Genomic DNA, 14,494 nt, shown 5'->3' on the forward strand with positions numbered 1-14,494 from the left:
GTTCCTGCTGCCCGCGCTGGTGCTGCTGGGCGCGCTCGTCGTGCAGCCCATCGGCTACTCCCTCTACCGCAGCCTCTTCGACCGCTCGGGGGACGTGTTCGTCGGGGCGGACAACTACCGGGAGATCCTCACCGATCCGACGATCCGTACCGCCCTGCGCAATACGGCGCTGTGGGTGGTGCTGGCCCCGACGACGGCCACCGCCCTCGGTCTGATCTTCGCGGTGCTGACCGAACGGGTGCGCTGGGGAACGGCGTTCAAGCTGCTGGTGTTCATGCCGATGGCGATCTCGATGCTGGCGGCGGGCATCATCTTCCGGCTCGTCTACGACCACGACCCGCACCGGGGCGTGGCCAACGCGGTGTGGGTGGGGGTGCACGACACCTTCGCCCCGTCCTCGGCGTTCCCGAAGGCCCGCCCGGGCCGGGACTCCCCGCTGGAGCCCGCCCCGGAGGGTGCCTTCGTGACGCGCGATCCGGTACGGGCGGGCGTGCCCGTGCTGCTGCCGCTGGTCGGGGTGGCGCCGGAGGACCTGCCGGAGGGGACCCGCAGGGCGGGGGCGGCCGCGGCGGATCCGGGGAAGGTCACCGGCACCGTCTGGCAGGACTTCACCCGGGGCGGGGGCGGCCGCCCGAACACGGTCGACGCGACCGAGCAGGGGTTCTCCGGGATGCGGGTGGAGGCGGTGCGCGACGGCAGGGTGGTGGCCTCGGCGACGGCCCGCGCGGACGGCACCTTCACCCTGCCGGCGGCGGCCGACGGGGCGCGGCTGCGGCTGCCGGGGTCCAACTTCCGGGCGGCGTACGCGGGGGTGGAGTGGCTCGGCCCCGCGCTGGTGACCCCGGCGGTGATCGGGGCGTACGTGTGGATGTGGGCCGGGTTCGCGATGGTGCTGATCGGGGCCGGGCTGGCCGCCGTACCGCGGGAGCTGCTGGAGGCGGCGCGGGTGGACGGGGCGAGCGAGTGGCAGGTGTTCCGGCGGATCACCGTCCCGCTGCTGGCGCCACTGCTGGCGGTGGTCCTGGTGACCCTCGTCATCAACGTCATGAAGATCTTCGACCTGGTCTTCGTGATCGCGCCGGGCGCGGTCCAGGACGACGCGAACGTGCTCGCGCTCCAGCTGTACCGGACCTCGTTCGGGACGGACGCCGATCAGGGGCTGGGCAGCGCCATCGCGGTGCTGCTGCTGGTCCTGGTGGTGCCGGTGATGCTGGTGAACATCCGTAGGCTGCGGAAGGAGGGGCCCCGATGACCTCGACGACCCCGGTCACGCCGGCGGCCGCCGCGCGCCCGGTGACCCCGGCGAAGCCGCCCGCCGGCGGGCGGCTCGCGGCCCGCGCCGCGTCCGGCGCCCTGCGCGTGTTCCTCGTCCTGGCGGCGCTGTTCTGGCTGCTGCCCACCCTCGGCCTGCTGATCTCCTCGTTCCTCTCCCCCACCGACCTGAACGACGGCGGCTGGTGGCGGGTGCTGACCGAGCCCTCGAAGCTGACGGCGGAGAACTACTCCCGGCTGCTGGCCAACGACACCATCACCGGCTCGCTGCTGAACACGGTGGCCATCGCCGTCCCGGCGACGCTGCTCGTGCTCGTGCTGGGCTCGCTCGCCGGATACGCCTTCGCCTGGCTGGAGTTCCCGGGCCGGGACTGGCTGTTCCTGGTCGTGGTGGGGCTGCTGGTGGTCCCCGTACAGGTCGCGCTGATCCCGGTGTCCAAACTCTTCGGCTCCATCGGGCTGTTCGAGACCACGGCGGGCGTGGTCCTCTTCCACACCGCCTTCGGACTGCCCTTCGCGGTGTTCCTGCTGCGGAACTTCTTCGCGGAGATCCCGCGCGAACTGCTGGAGGCGGCCCGCCTGGACGGGGCCGGCGAACTGCGCCTGTTCGCACGGGTGGTGCTCCCGCTGGGCGGTCCGGCGATCGCCTCGCTCGGCATCTTCCAGTTCCTGTGGGTGTGGAACGACATGCTGGTCGCGCTGGTCTTCGCCGACTCGGCGCACCCGCCGGTCACGGTCGCGCTGCAGCAGCAGGTACGGCAGTTCGGGAACAACATCGACGTGCTGGCTCCCGGGGCGTTCCTGTCGATGGTGGTGCCGCTCGTCGTCTTCTTCGCGTTCCAGCGGCAGTTCGTGACGGGGGTGATGGCCGGAGCCGTCAAGTAGCGGCGCGATCACGGGGTTGACGTGCGGCGTTGACGCTGTGTAACCCGAATGCCGCACGGTGCGTAACCCGATCGCCGCGCGCGCGGTTCCTGGGCCATATGCCCGCGCCGACCCCTGGATGTGCCGTGCCCCGGTTCAGCGTCATCGTGCCCGCGTACAAGGTTCAGGCGTACCTCCAGGAGAGTCTGGATTCGGTCCTGTCCCAGTCGTACCCGGATCTGGAACTGATCGCGGTGGACGACGCGTCACCGGACGCCTGCGGTTCGATCATCGACGAGTACGCGGCGCGCGACGCCCGGGTCACCGCGGTGCACCTGGCGCACAACCTCGGTCTGGGCCCGGCCCGCAACGCGGGCCTGGCCCGGGCCACGGGCGACTACCTGGTCTTCCTCGACGGCGACGACACCCTGGCGCCCGGCGCGCTCCAGGCCGTCACGGACCGCCTCAAGGCCACCGGCTCCCCCGACGTCCTCGTCTACGACTACGCCCGCACCTTCTGGACCGGCGAACTGGTGCGCAACCGGCTCTCGCACCGGCTCTCCGAGGAGGGCCCGGCCAGCTTCCGGCTCGCGGACCGCCCGGCGCTGCTCGGCATGCTGATGGTGGTGTGGAACAAGGCGTACCGCCGCGAGTACGTGGAACGCGAGGGCCTCGCATTCCCGCCCGGCCTCTACGAGGACACCCCCTGGACCTATCCGGCGCTGCTGGCCGCCGAGTCCGTGGCCGTCCTCGACCGGGTCTGCGTCCACTACCGCCAGCGCCGCAGCGGCTCGATCCTGACCACCTCCAGCCGCCGCCACCTCGACATCTTCGACCAGTACGAGCGGGTCTTCGGCTACCTCGCCACCCGCCCCGAGCTGGAGCGCTGGCGGCCCGCCGTGCACCGGCGGATGGCCGAGCACTTCTGCGCCCTGTACGCCGACCCGCGCCGCCTCCCGCGCGGCGCCCGCGCCGAGTTCTTCGCCCGGGCCTCGGCCCTGCTGCGCCGCTACCGGGCCCCGGGCGCGGGCAGCGGGTCCCTGCCGCTGTCCCTGTCGCGCACCGACCGGCTGCGGCACACCCTGATGCGGCTCGGCGTCCGGCGCACCTACCGGCTGCTGTCGGCGCTGCGCTCGGCGTCCCTGGCGGCGGGCGGCGCGGCCGGGTCCCTGGGGCGGGGGCTGCGCGAGAGCGCCCTGCGGCTGCACTACCGGATCCAGCGGCTGCTGCCGCTGCGCCCGGAGCTGGCCGTCTTCTCCGCGTACTGGCACGGCGGCTACGCCTGCAACCCGGCGGCGATCGAGGCGAAGCTGCGGGAACTGGCCCCGAGGATGCGCACGGCGTGGATCTGCGACCCGCGGCACGCCGCGACCCTCCCGGCCGAAACGGCCGCCCTGCGACCGGGCTCGGCCGCGTACTGGACCGCCCTCGCCCGGGCCACGTACCTCACCACGAACGTCAACTTCGACCGCGCCCTGGTCAAGCGCCCGGGCCAGATCCTGCTGCAGACCCAGCACGGCACCCCGCTCAAGCGGGTCGGCCTCGACCTCCAGGACCGCCCGGCGGCCACCCCGACCACGGACTTCGCGGGCCTGCTGCGCGGCGCCGACCAGTGGGACTACCTGCTCTCCGCGAACCGGCACTCCACCCTGGTCTGGGAGCGGGCCGTGCCGTCCTCGTACACCACCCTCGAATACGGCTACCCGCGCAACGACGCCTTCCACCGGGCCACCCAGTCCGACGTACTGGAACTGCGCGAACGCCTGGGCATCCCGGCGGGTTCCACCGCGGTCCTGTACGCCCCCACGCACCGCGACTACCGCCGCAGCCGGCCCGAGCACCTCGACTTCGAGCGGGTCCTGCGGGACCTGGGCCCGCGCTTCACCCTGCTGACGCGCACCCACCTGACGTACGCGGGCACCGACCGGCCGTGGGACCCGCACCCCCGGCTGATCGACGTCTCCGCGTACCCGTCGGTCGAGGAGCTCTGCCTGGCCTCGGACGCGCTCGTCACCGACTATTCGTCGCTGATGTTCGACTACGCGGCGCTGGACCGGCCGATCGTGATCCACGCGGACGACTGGGAGGCGTACGAGGCCGCCCGCGGCACGTACTTCGACCTCCGGGCGTGTCCGCCGGGCGCGGTCGCCCGCACGGAGGACGAGCTGGTGGACATCTTCGCCACCGGCCACTGGCAGGGCTCACGCTCGGCGCAGCTGCGGTCCGCGTTCCGGGCCCGGTTCTGCTCCTTCGACGACGGCCACGCCGCCGAACGGGTCGTCCGCCGCGTCTTCCTCGGCGAGTCCGCCCCCCTCCCGGCGATCACGCCCCTGGAAGACCGCCACCCCACCCCTCCGGCCCCGTCCCAGACCCCGGAACCGACGTTGACCCACCGGTTCGCGTTCTGACGCATCGAGTCCTCGCCCGGAACGAATCCAGCCATCGCCAGCCGAAAACAGCCCCGCCAGGGGGCACCTCCCAGCGGTAGCTGGGGGAGTTTGAGGCGCGGGGGTCCGGGGGCGGAGCCCCCAGGATCACCCGACCCTGAGCCCCGCCACGACGGCCCGCGCCAGCTCGTCCAGATACCCCGCCGGCACGGCGTCCCGTACGACCACCTGCCGCCAGTACAACGGCCCGATCGCCAGATCCAACGCCCGCTCCGGACACGCCGTCTCCGGCAGCTCCCCCCGCCCGACGGCCTCCGCCACGATCCCCTCGGCGAGCCTCCGCTGCCCGTCGAGCAGCGCCCCCCGTACCGCGTCCGCGATCTCCGGGTTCCGCGCGGCCTCCACCAGGAGGTCGGGGATCACCGCCGAGGCCACCGGGTGCCGCAGCACGTGTGACATGACCTCCAGCAGGGCCCGTACGTCCCCGTACAGCGACCCCGTCGCCGGCACCGGCAGCCCGTCGGCGGCGAAGGCACCCACCAGGTCCAGCACCAGGTGCAGCTTCGACTTCCAGCGCCGGTAGACGGCGGTCTTGCCGACCCCGGCGCGCCGGGCGATGCCCTCGATGGACATCCGGGCGAAGCCCACCGCCGCCAGTTCCTCGACCACCGCCGCCCGGATCGCCTCCGTCACGTCCTCGCGCAGGACGGCGGCCCCGGCGGGGGCGCGGCGGGCAGGGGCGGCGGCAGGCTCGGTGGTCATGCACAGAGCATAGCGGCGACCCCGTCACGACGATACGGTTGCGTTCCGACGCCGGGACGCCCTAACCTCACCGTAGCGACGATACGGACCCGTCTTATCGCCAGCCGACGCCCCGACCCCGTCGAAAGCGACCCCCGTGACCGTGACAGTGACCACCGGCACCGCACCGCCGACCCCCGCAGAGCTGGCGGCGGCCCACGGCCTGACCATCAGCGGTGCCCGCCCCTCCCTGCCCCGCTACCTCGCGCAGCTCTGGGACCGCCGCCACTTCGTGACGGCGTACGCCACCGCCCGCATGCACGCCACGTACAGCACGGCGAAGCTCGGGCAGGTCTGGCACCTGATCACCCCGCTGCTCAACGCGGCCGTCTACTACTTCATCTTCGGCACCGTGATGCGCGCCAGCCACGGCGTCCCCGACTACGTGCCGTTCCTGATCACCGGCGTCTTCGTCTGGGACTTCATCGGCAGCTCCATCAACGCCGGCACCCGCGCCGTCCACGGCAACCTCGGCCTGGTCCGCGCCCTGCACTTCCCGCGCGCCAGCCTGCCCCTCTCGACCGTCGTGCAGCTCTTCCAGCAGCTGCTCGTCACCATGGGCGCGCTCGTCATCCTGCTCCTGGCCTTCGGCCAGACCCCCGGACCGGCCTGGCTGATCGCCCTCCCGGCGCTCTTCCTGATGGCCGTCTTCTGCGCGGGCTGCGCCATGGTCATGGCCCGCATCGGCAGCAAGAGCCCGGACGTCAGCCAGCTGATGCCCTTCGTGCTCCGCACCTGGATGTACGCCTCGGGGGTGATGTGGTCCATCGACTCCGTGCTGAAGACGGACCACCTGCCGTACTGGGTGTCCATGGTGCTCAAGACCAACCCGGCGGCCGTCTACATCGACCTCATGCGCTTCGCGCTGATCGACAGCTTCAAGGCCTCGTCGCTGCCCCACCACGTCTGGCCGATCGCCATCGGCTGGGCCCTGCTCGCCGGCGTCGGCGGGTTCGTCTACTTCTGGAAGGCAGAGGAGGAGTACGGCCGTGGCTGACACCTTGACCCCCGACACCCTGACCCCCGACACCCCGACCCGCACCGCGACGCCCACCACCCGCACCCCCGACACCCGTGTCCCCACCGTCATCGCCGACGAGGTCCACGTCATCTACAAGGTGCACGGCTCCGGCACCCGCAAGGGCGGCGCCACCGCCGCCCTCAGCCGGATCTTCTCCCGCGAGCCGGCCCCCGGGATCCGCGAGGTGCACGCCGTCAAGGGCGTCAGCTTCACCGCGTACAAGGGCGAGGCGATCGGCCTCATCGGCTCCAACGGCTCGGGCAAGTCCACCCTCCTCAAGGCCATCGCCGGCCTCCAGCCCGTGGCCTCCGGGGCGGTCTACTCGCACGGCCAGCCGTCCCTGCTGGGCGTGAACGCGGCCCTGATGAACGACCTCACCGGCGAACGCAACGTGGTCCTCGGCGGGCTCGCGATGGGCATGACCCGCCGGCAGGTCCGCGAGCGCTACCAGGACATCGTCGACTTCTCCGGCATCAACGAGAAGGGCGATTTCATCTCCCTGCCCATGCGCACCTACTCCTCCGGCATGGGCGCCCGGCTGCGGTTCTCCATCGCCGCCGCCAAGGACCACGACGTCCTGATGATCGACGAGGCCCTCGCCACCGGCGACGCCGCCTTCCAGCGCCGCAGCCAGGCCCGCATCGAGGAACTCCGCGCCCACGCCGGCACCGTCTTCCTGGTCAGCCACGGCATCGGCACGGTCCGCGAGACCTGCGACCGGGCGATCTGGCTGGAGTCGGGCGTCCTGCGCATGGACGGCCCCTCCAAGGAGGTCTGCGACGCCTACGAGGCCTTCACCCGCCGCTGACCGGCGGGCATCGGCGCCGCACACGGGCAAAAAACGGGACGGGCCCGGGACCACCATGGTCCCGGGCCCGTCCCGTACGTCCCGCTGCTCCTAGCCGTGCACCCGCAGCAGCGAACGCATCGTCCGCATCGCCACCGACAGGTTCGCCAGGTCGAAGTCGTCCGAGCCCCGGATCTCGTCCAGGGTCGTCCGGGCCCGGCTGATGATCGCCGCGTTCTTCTCCTCCCAGAGCTTGAACCGCTCCTCGGGAGTCGCGTCCCCGTCGCCCACCGCCAGCACGTCGGCGGTCAGCGCGCCGTGCGCCGCGAACAGGTCCTCGCGGATGGACGCGCGGGCCATCGACTGCCAGCGGTCGGCCCGCGGCAGCTCGATGATCCGGTCCATCAGCTGCGTGATGTTCAGCCGGTCGGCGAGGTCGTAGTACACCTCGGCGACGGCCAGCGGGTCCACGCCCGTCCGGTCCGAGATGGCGACGATGTCCAGCGTCGGGAAGGCCGAAGAGAACCCGGCCACCTTCGCCGCGAGCTCCTCCGGCACGCCTTCGCCGGTCAGCTCGTCCAGGATCGACTGGTACCAGTCCAGGTCCGCGCCGCGCACCAGCTTCGGCAGCTCGGCCCAGACCTGCCGCACCCGCTCGCTGAACACGTCGATGGTCTCGGTGATCTGGAGCGGCTGCGGCCGGTTGTTGAGCAGCCAGCGCGTACCGCGCTCCACCAGGCGCCGCGAGTGCAGCCGCACCCGGGTCTGGACGTCTGCGGCGACCTTGTTGTCGAGGGCTTCGACCGCGTCCCACACCTCGGCCAGGCCGAAGATCTCGCGGGCCGCGAGCTGCGCCCGCACGATCTCCTCCGTGGAGGCCCCGGTCTCCTCCCGCAGGCGGTGCAGGAAGGTCGAACCACCGGTGTTGACGGTGTCGTTGACCAGCAGCGTGGTGGTGATCTCCCGGCGCAGCGCGTGCGCGTCGATCTGCTCGGGGAACTTCGCGAGCAGGGCGCCCGGGAAGTACGCGTGCAGCAGACGGCGCAGGTACGGGTCGTCCGGCAGCTCGGTCGCGATGAGCTCGTCCGCCACCGTGATCTTGGTGTAGGCGAACAGGACGGCCAGCTCCGGCTGGGTCAGGCCCTTGCCGTTGCTGAGCAGCTCGCGGATCTGCCGGTCGGCGGGCAGGAACTCCAGCTGGCGGTCGAGCTTTCCGGCACGCTCCAGGCGGCGCATGAAGCGCTGCTGGGCGTGGAGCAGGCTCGGGGCCTGGGCGGCGCCGTTGGCGAGCGCGACGTTCTGCGCGTAGTTGTTGCGCAGGACGAGGCGGCCCACCTCGTCGGTCATCTCGGCGAGCAGCTTGTTGCGCTGCTTGACGGTCATGTCGCCGTCCGAGACCACCGCGTTCAGCAGGATCTTGATGTTCACCTCGTGGTCGGAGGTGTCCACGCCCGCGCTGTTGTCGATGGCGTCGGTGTTGACCTTGCCGCCCTCGCCGCCGGCGCCGGTGCGGGCGAACTCGATGCGGCCGAGCTGGGTCAGACCCAGGTTGCCGCCCTCGCCGATGACCTTGGCGCGGACGTCGGAGCCGTTGACGCGGATGGCGTCGTTGGCCTTGTCGCCGACGTCGGCGTGGGTCTCCGCGGTGGCCTTGACGTACGTGCCGATGCCGCCGTTCCACAGCAGGTCCACGGGGGCCTGGAGGATGGTCTGCATCAGCTCGGCGGGGGTCATCTTGGTGACGCCCGCCTCGATGCCGAGGGCCGCGCGGACCTGCGCGTTGAGCGGGATGGCCTTGGCGGTGCGCGGGTGGACGCCGCCGCCCGCCGACAGCAGCGCGGTGTCGTAGTCGGCCCAGGAGGAGCGCGGCAGGTCGAAGAGGCGGCGGCGCTCCGCGTAGGAGGTGGCCGCGTCCGGCTCCGGGTCGATGAAGATGTGCCGGTGGTCGAAGGCCGCGACCAGGCGGATGTGCTCGGAGAGCAGCATGCCGTTGCCGAAGACGTCGCCGGACATGTCGCCGACGCCGACGACCGTGAAGTCCTCGGTCTGGGTGTCGTGGCCCAGCTCGCGGAAGTGCCGCTTGACGGACTCCCAGGCGCCGCGGGCGGTGATGCCCATGCCCTTGTGGTCGTAGCCGGCCGAGCCGCCGGAGGCGAAGGCGTCGCCCAGCCAGAAGCCGTAGGACTCCGCGACGCCGTTGGCGATGTCGGAGAAGGTGGCGGTGCCCTTGTCGGCGGCGACGACGAGGTAGGTGTCGTCCTCGTCGTGGCGGACGACGCCCTTGGGGGGCACGACCTCGCCGGCGACCATGTTGTCGGTGATGTCGAGCAGCGCCGAGATGAAGATCTTGTACGAGGCGATGCCCTCGGCGAGCCACGCGTCGCGGTCCACCGCCGGGTCGGGCAGGTTCTTCGCGACGAAGCCGCCCTTGGCGCCGACCGGCACGATGACGGTGTTCTTGACCATCTGCGCCTTGACCAGGCCGAGGACCTCCGTACGGAAGTCCTCACGGCGGTCGGACCAGCGCAGGCCGCCTCGGGCGACCTTGCCGAAGCGCAGGTGGACGCCCTCGACGCGCGGCGAGTACACCCAGATCTCGTAGGCGGGGCGCGGCGCCGGCAGGTCCGGGATGGCCTGCGGGTCGAACTTCATCGACACGTACGCGTGCTGCTCGCCCGCGGCGTTGAGCTGGAAGAAGTTCGTGCGCAGCGTCGCCTTGATGAGGGTGAGGAAGGCGCGCAGGATGCGGTCCTCGTCGAGCGAGGCGACCTGGTCCAGGGCCCCGTCCAGCTCCTCCAGCATGGCGTCGATGAGCTCGGTGCCGGCGGCCTGGCGGCCGGGCGACATCCGGGCCTCGAACAGCGAGACCAGCAGCCGGGTGGTGTGGACGTTGTTGCGGAGGGTGTCCTCCATGTAGTCCTGGCTGAAGGTGGAGCCGGCCTGGCGCAGGTACTTGGCGTACGCGCGCAGGACGACGGCCTGCCGCCAGGTCAGCCCGGCGCCGAGGACGAGGGTGTTGAAGTTGTCGTTCTCGGCGTCGCCGGTCCAGACGGCCGCGAAGGCCTCCTGGAAGCGCTCGCGGGCGTCGTCGCCGAGGTAGGAGTCGCCGTTGCCCGCGGAGAGCGGCATCCGCAGACCGAAGTCGTAGATCCAGGCGCTGACCCGGTCGGTGCGGCGCAGCTCGTACGGGCGCTCGTCGGTGACCTCGACGCCCAGGCGCTGGAGGACCGGCAGGACGGCGGACAGGGAGACCTGCTCACCGGTCCGGTAGATCTTGAACCGGCGCTCGCCGGGGCCCGCGCCGACCGGCTCGTACAGGGACAGCGCGAACTCGCGCTCGCTGGCGGAGAGCCGCTCCAGGTGGCACAGGTCGGCGACGGCCGCGCGCGGCGAGTGGTCGGCCTTGTAGCCCTCGGGGAACGAGGTGCCGTACTTGCGCAGCAGTTCGGCGGCGCGCTCCTCGCCCAGCTCGGCGGTGAGGGCCTCGCCGAAGCCGTCGGCCCAGGAGCGGGCCGCGTCGACGAGGCGGCCCTCGATGCGCTCGACGTCGGCGTCGGTCAGCGCGGGCAGCTCGGTGCCCTGCGGGACGCGGACGACGAAGTGGATGCGGGAGAGGATCGACTCGGTGTTCCAGGCGGTGAAGTCGACGCTGATGCCGTCGAGCTCCTCCTTCAGGATGTCGATCAGGCGCAGCCGGACGCCGGTGGTGTAGCGGTCGCGCGGCAGGTAGACGAGCGCGGAGTAGTAGCGGCCGTACTCGTCCTGGCGCAGGTACAGCCGCAGCCGGCGGCGCTCCTGGAGGTACAGGACGGAGGTGACGATGCCCCGGAGCTGGTCGACCGGGGTCTGGAACAGCTCGTCGCGCGGGTAGGTCTCCAGGATCTGGAGCAGGTCGCGGCCGTCGTGGCTGGACGGCGAGAAGCCGGCGCCGTCGAGGACCTCGGTGACCTTGCGGCGGATCACCGGGACGCGGCGCACGGACTCGGTGTACGCGGCGGAGGAGAACAGGCCGAGGAAGCGGCGCTCGCCGACCACGTTGCCGTCGGCGTCGAACTTCTTCACGCCGACGTAGTCGAGGTACGAGGGGCGGTGGACCGTGGAGCGGCTGTTGGCCTTGGTCAGCACCAGCAGGCGGTGCTCGCGGGCCTTGGCGCGGGCGTCGGCGGGCAGCCGGTTGAAGGACGGCGACACCGGGTGGCCGTCCTCCTTGCCGCTGTGCAGCGGGTCGGAGCGCAGGATGCCGAGGCCGGTGCCGGGCACGGCGGCCAGGGCGTCGCCGTCGACGAGGTTGTACTCGCGGTAGCCGAGGAAGGTGAAGTGGTCGTCGGCGAGCCAGCGCAGCAGCTCGCGGGCCTCTTCGAGCTCGTACTCGCGCAGGTCGGGCGCGGTGGGCTCGTTCGGGAGCTCGTCGGCGATGCGCAGCGCGGCGTCGCGCATCTTCTCCCAGTCCTCGACGGACTCGCGGACGTCGGACAGGACGCGCAGCAGGTCGACGGTGATCTGCTTGAGGTCGGCCTTGTCGGTCTCGCGGTCGATCTCGACGTGGATCCAGGACTCGACGAGCGAATCGTGGGGGCGCGCGGTCCGCGGACCGTGGGCGTCGCAGTCGGGGCCGAGGATCTCGATCAGCTTGCCGGTGAGGTCACGGCGCACGACGACCTGCGGGTGGATCACGACGTGGATGCCGCGGCCCTGGCGGGACAGCTCGTTGGTGACGGAGTCGACGAGGAACGGCATGTCGTCGGTGACGACCTCGACGACCGAGTGGCTGGAGGTCCAGCCGTTCTCCTCGACCGTGGGGGTGTGCACACGGACGTTCGCCGTGCCCTGCGGGCGGTTCTCGGCGAGCCGGTAGTGGGAGAGCGCCCCGCCGAACACGTCGACCGGGTCCCGGTCGGCGAGGTCCTCGGGGGCGGTGTGCAGGTAGTAGCGCTGGAGGTAGGCGAGCGTCGTGCCGTGTTCGGGACGCTCCCCGTGCTCGGACCCAGTCGGAAGTAGCCCCCCGGCCGGGCTGTTCTCAGCTACCCGTGCCGCCCGCGCGAGCAGCTCGGCCTTTGCTTCGTCCAGCTTGGTCTGCATGTCCTCTGGCTCCTGTCGCGCGCCATTGCGTGACGTAGGTGAAGGAAGGATGGACGCAGCGCCGCCCTGGGGCGGTGGGTGCGTCCGAATGGGTTGCCGACGCTATGGCGTCGGAAGAGCCGACCGGGAGGGATTCGGCCATGATCTGCAGGACGTCCCGGCGGCGGGGACCAGCGAGGGCCCGGGCACGGATGTGCGCCGGGCGCGGGCCGGGGGCGTCCGTGCCCCCGATGACTATCGCGCTGATCACGGGTCCAGGCTATCTCGCCCCACCCCCCGGTCGTCATTGACAGCATCTGTACAAATCCCGGGGGGAAACCTGGACACTCTGGCCAGCGACGGGGTCGTCCGGCCGTGCCGGGCGTGGTTATCCGGCCAGCTCGCGAGCTGCGGCTACGGCTTCGGCCAGCGTGTCCACGACGGGGACACCGGCCGATTCCAGACTGCTGCGGCTGTGCGAGCCGCCCGTGTACAGCACGGCGCGGGCGCCCACGTGGGCGGCGGCGAGCGCGTCGTCGACGGCGTCGCCGATGAGGACCGTCCGTCCGGCCGTCACTCCGGCGGACTCCATGGCGGCCATATGGCGTACGAGGTGCCCCGCCTTGGTGGTGTGGGAGGGCCCGGTGCGGCCGTCGACGCGCAGGAAGTGCCGGTCGATGCCGTGCGTGCGCACCAGCGGCACGAGCTTGTCGTGGGGGGCGAGGGAGAGCAGGGACTGGGTGAGTCCGTCGGCCTGCCAGCCGCTCAGCAGCTCCCGCGCGCCCTCGGCGAGCCCGGCGGTGTCGGCGGCGGCCCAGTAGTAGCGGTGGAAGGTCTCGTCCATGACGAGCCATTCCGCGTCCGTGGGCAGCCGGCCCATGAGGCGTTCGTAGAACTTGGGCACCGGTACGACGTACAGCTCGCGGTACGTCTCCAGGGTGATCGGGGCGAAGCCCAGCTCGGCGAAGGAGGCGTTGGTCGCCTCCATCACGGCGTCGATGTCGTGGAGGAGGGTGCCGTTCCAGTCCCAGACTATGTGGGTGCCGGGGCCGGTCATTTCAGCAGTCCCGGGATCTCCTGGACACCGAACCAGAGCAGCTCGTGGTCCTCGGCGCCGTCCACGGTGAACCGCGCGTCGTCGTCCCCGCCGTCGGCGGCCTCCAGCGCGGCGGCGGCCGCGGCGACGTCCTCCTCGGCGTCGTCGGCGTCGACGTGCACGGCGGCGGCCACGGTGAGCCGTACGGCGGCGGCGAGGGCGACCTGGCCGAGGGCGGCCTCGTCGAGCCCGGGGGTGGCGGTGGCGGCCTTGTCGTCGACGTCGAGGGCGACGACGACCCGGCGGCGCGGGGCGTCCGCGTCCCCGGCGAGCATCCGCAGGGAGGCGGCGGCGGCCCGGCCGAGGGCGGCGTACTCCAGCTCCTCGATGTCTTCCGAGACGTACCACTCCCGCAGCCCGGGGGTCACGGCGTAGGCGCGGAGCGGGGCGGGACCCAGCTCGCCCGCCTTGTGCACCTCGGCGAGCCCGGGGAGGGTCAGGGGGACGTACACGCGCATGGCCGGCTGCTTTCGGTAGTCGGAAACGCCCTCAGGATACGACCGCCACCCCTTCCGCCGAATCCCCCCGGGTGCGGGGGCCGCGGATCTCGATCGCCGCGCAGCGCCAGCGGAGGTCGGCGCCCTGCTCCAGGCGGAAGGCCATCGCCGAGACGCGGTCGCCGGTGGCGATGCGGGCGAAGGCCTCGATGACCCCGGGGCCGGGGTGGAAGCGGCCGCAGTGGCGCAGGACCGGGCTCGAGCGGCCCCGGGAGGGCCCTGTGGGGGCCAGGGAGGCCAGCTGCTCGTACGCCGGGCCGACGGTGAGGCCCAGCAGCGAGTGGACCGGCCGCTGGCCGCTGAGCACCGCCAGGAGGCGCTGCGCGAACCAGTCGTGCGGCCCGGGCCGGCGCACCGCGCGCGGGGTACCCGCCGGCCGCCTGGTGTCACGCCGCCCGGCGGGACGGGTCCGGGCGCCACCCCCGGCCCGGCTGCGGCTGCCCTCGCCGCCGATCGTCGTGCGGGTGGTGGTGTCCATGGCGTTCCCCCGTACAGGCCGGGCCCGGCGATGCCCGGGCGGTAACTCGGTGTGCTTTTTCTACGCAGCCCCACCACCCTCCGCAATCACCCCCACCACCCCCCACCCCCACCACCTATCCGAGTGACCACCCCCCATCCCCCACCCTCGAACCCCCACCCACCACCCCGCGCGGAGACGCCCCACCCCCTCCACCAGCCCCCCGCGCAGACGCCCCCACTCCCCCCACCAAC

General features: G+C 72.1%; 10 protein-coding genes. 5 read left to right on the plus strand and 5 right to left on the minus strand.

The window, feature by feature from the left end:
- The 3 genes from ACFV0Q_RS25960 to ACFV0Q_RS25970 form a co-directional block, all read left to right on the plus strand.
- On the plus strand, positions 1 to 1,252 hold a 1,252-nt coding region (locus ACFV0Q_RS25960; protein WP_385008763.1), incomplete at its 5' end, for a carbohydrate ABC transporter permease.
- Complete coding sequence (locus tag ACFV0Q_RS25965; RefSeq protein WP_385008764.1) at positions 1,249 to 2,157, plus strand: carbohydrate ABC transporter permease; 909 nt, start codon at positions 1,249 to 1,251, stop codon at positions 2,155 to 2,157. The genes ACFV0Q_RS25960 and ACFV0Q_RS25965, both read left to right, overlap by 4 nt.
- Positions 2,158 to 2,282: 125 nt before the next feature.
- Positions 2,283 to 4,544 carry a CDP-glycerol glycerophosphotransferase family protein gene (locus ACFV0Q_RS25970; RefSeq protein WP_385008765.1) on the plus strand — a complete coding sequence of 754 codons (2,262 nt, stop codon included), beginning with the start codon at positions 2,283 to 2,285 and terminating at the stop codon, positions 4,542 to 4,544.
- A gap of 126 nt (positions 4,545 to 4,670) precedes the next feature.
- Here the strand turns inward: ACFV0Q_RS25970 and ACFV0Q_RS25975 are convergent, their stop codons facing one another.
- Positions 4,671 to 5,285: a TetR/AcrR family transcriptional regulator gene (locus tag ACFV0Q_RS25975; protein WP_385008766.1), complete on the minus strand. Its 615-nt coding sequence runs from the start codon at positions 5,283 to 5,285 to the stop codon at positions 4,671 to 4,673.
- A gap of 136 nt (positions 5,286 to 5,421) precedes the next feature.
- On the opposite strand from ACFV0Q_RS25975, the gene ACFV0Q_RS25980 reads away from it, so the two are divergent.
- Positions 5,422 to 6,321, plus strand: a complete 900-nt coding sequence (locus ACFV0Q_RS25980; protein ID WP_385008767.1) for an ABC transporter permease — start codon at positions 5,422 to 5,424, stop codon at positions 6,319 to 6,321.
- Positions 6,322 to 6,340: 19 nt separating this feature from the next.
- A complete protein-coding gene (locus ACFV0Q_RS25985) occupies positions 6,341 to 7,153 on the plus strand; it encodes an ABC transporter ATP-binding protein (protein WP_385008772.1) in 813 nt (270 codons plus the stop codon).
- A 90-nt stretch (positions 7,154 to 7,243) separates the two neighbouring features.
- Here the strand turns inward: ACFV0Q_RS25985 and ACFV0Q_RS25990 are convergent, their stop codons facing one another.
- The 4 genes from ACFV0Q_RS25990 to ACFV0Q_RS26005 all read right to left on the minus strand — a co-directional run bounded on the left by ACFV0Q_RS25990 (position 7,244) and on the right by ACFV0Q_RS26005 (position 14,261).
- A complete protein-coding gene (locus tag ACFV0Q_RS25990; protein ID WP_385008768.1) occupies positions 7,244 to 12,211 on the minus strand; it encodes an NAD-glutamate dehydrogenase in 4,968 nt (1,655 codons plus the stop codon).
- Positions 12,212 to 12,578: 367 nt separating this feature from the next.
- The gene (locus ACFV0Q_RS25995; RefSeq protein ID WP_385008769.1) at positions 12,579 to 13,247 is read right to left on the minus strand and encodes an HAD family hydrolase; all 669 of its coding nucleotides are present in this window, start codon (positions 13,245 to 13,247) and stop codon (positions 12,579 to 12,581) included.
- Entirely contained in the window at positions 13,244 to 13,744 is a 501-nt protein-coding gene (locus ACFV0Q_RS26000) for a DUF6912 family protein (protein WP_385008770.1), read from the minus strand. The genes ACFV0Q_RS25995 and ACFV0Q_RS26000 overlap by 4 nt, the downstream gene beginning before the upstream one ends.
- Before the next feature lie 31 nt (positions 13,745 to 13,775).
- Positions 13,776 to 14,261, minus strand: coding sequence for an Rv3235 family protein (locus tag ACFV0Q_RS26005; protein ID WP_385008771.1), 486 nt, complete (start codon positions 14,259 to 14,261; stop codon positions 13,776 to 13,778).
- Positions 14,262 to 14,494: the final 233 nt, after the last annotated feature.

This window comes from Streptomyces sp. NPDC059564 (assembly GCF_042735575.1).
Classification (GTDB): domain Bacteria; phylum Actinomycetota; class Actinomycetes; order Streptomycetales; family Streptomycetaceae; genus Streptomyces.

Coding starts and splice junctions, on each gene's coding strand:
- ACFV0Q_RS26000 (WP_385008770.1), bottom strand. CDS start 13,744: ATGCGCGTGTACGTCCCCCTGACCCTCCCCGGGCTCGCCGAGGTGCAC.
- ACFV0Q_RS25990 (WP_385008768.1), bottom strand. CDS start 12,211: ATGCAGACCAAGCTGGACGAAGCAAAGGCCGAGCTGCTCGCGCGGGCG.
- ACFV0Q_RS26005 (WP_385008771.1), bottom strand. CDS start 14,261: ATGGACACCACCACCCGCACGACGATCGGCGGCGAGGGCAGCCGCAGC.
- ACFV0Q_RS25965 (WP_385008764.1), top strand. CDS start 1,249: ATGACCTCGACGACCCCGGTCACGCCGGCGGCCGCCGCGCGCCCGGTG.
- ACFV0Q_RS25995 (WP_385008769.1), bottom strand. CDS start 13,247: ATGACCGGCCCCGGCACCCACATAGTCTGGGACTGGAACGGCACCCTC.
- ACFV0Q_RS25975 (WP_385008766.1), bottom strand. CDS start 5,285: ATGACCACCGAGCCTGCCGCCGCCCCTGCCCGCCGCGCCCCCGCCGGG.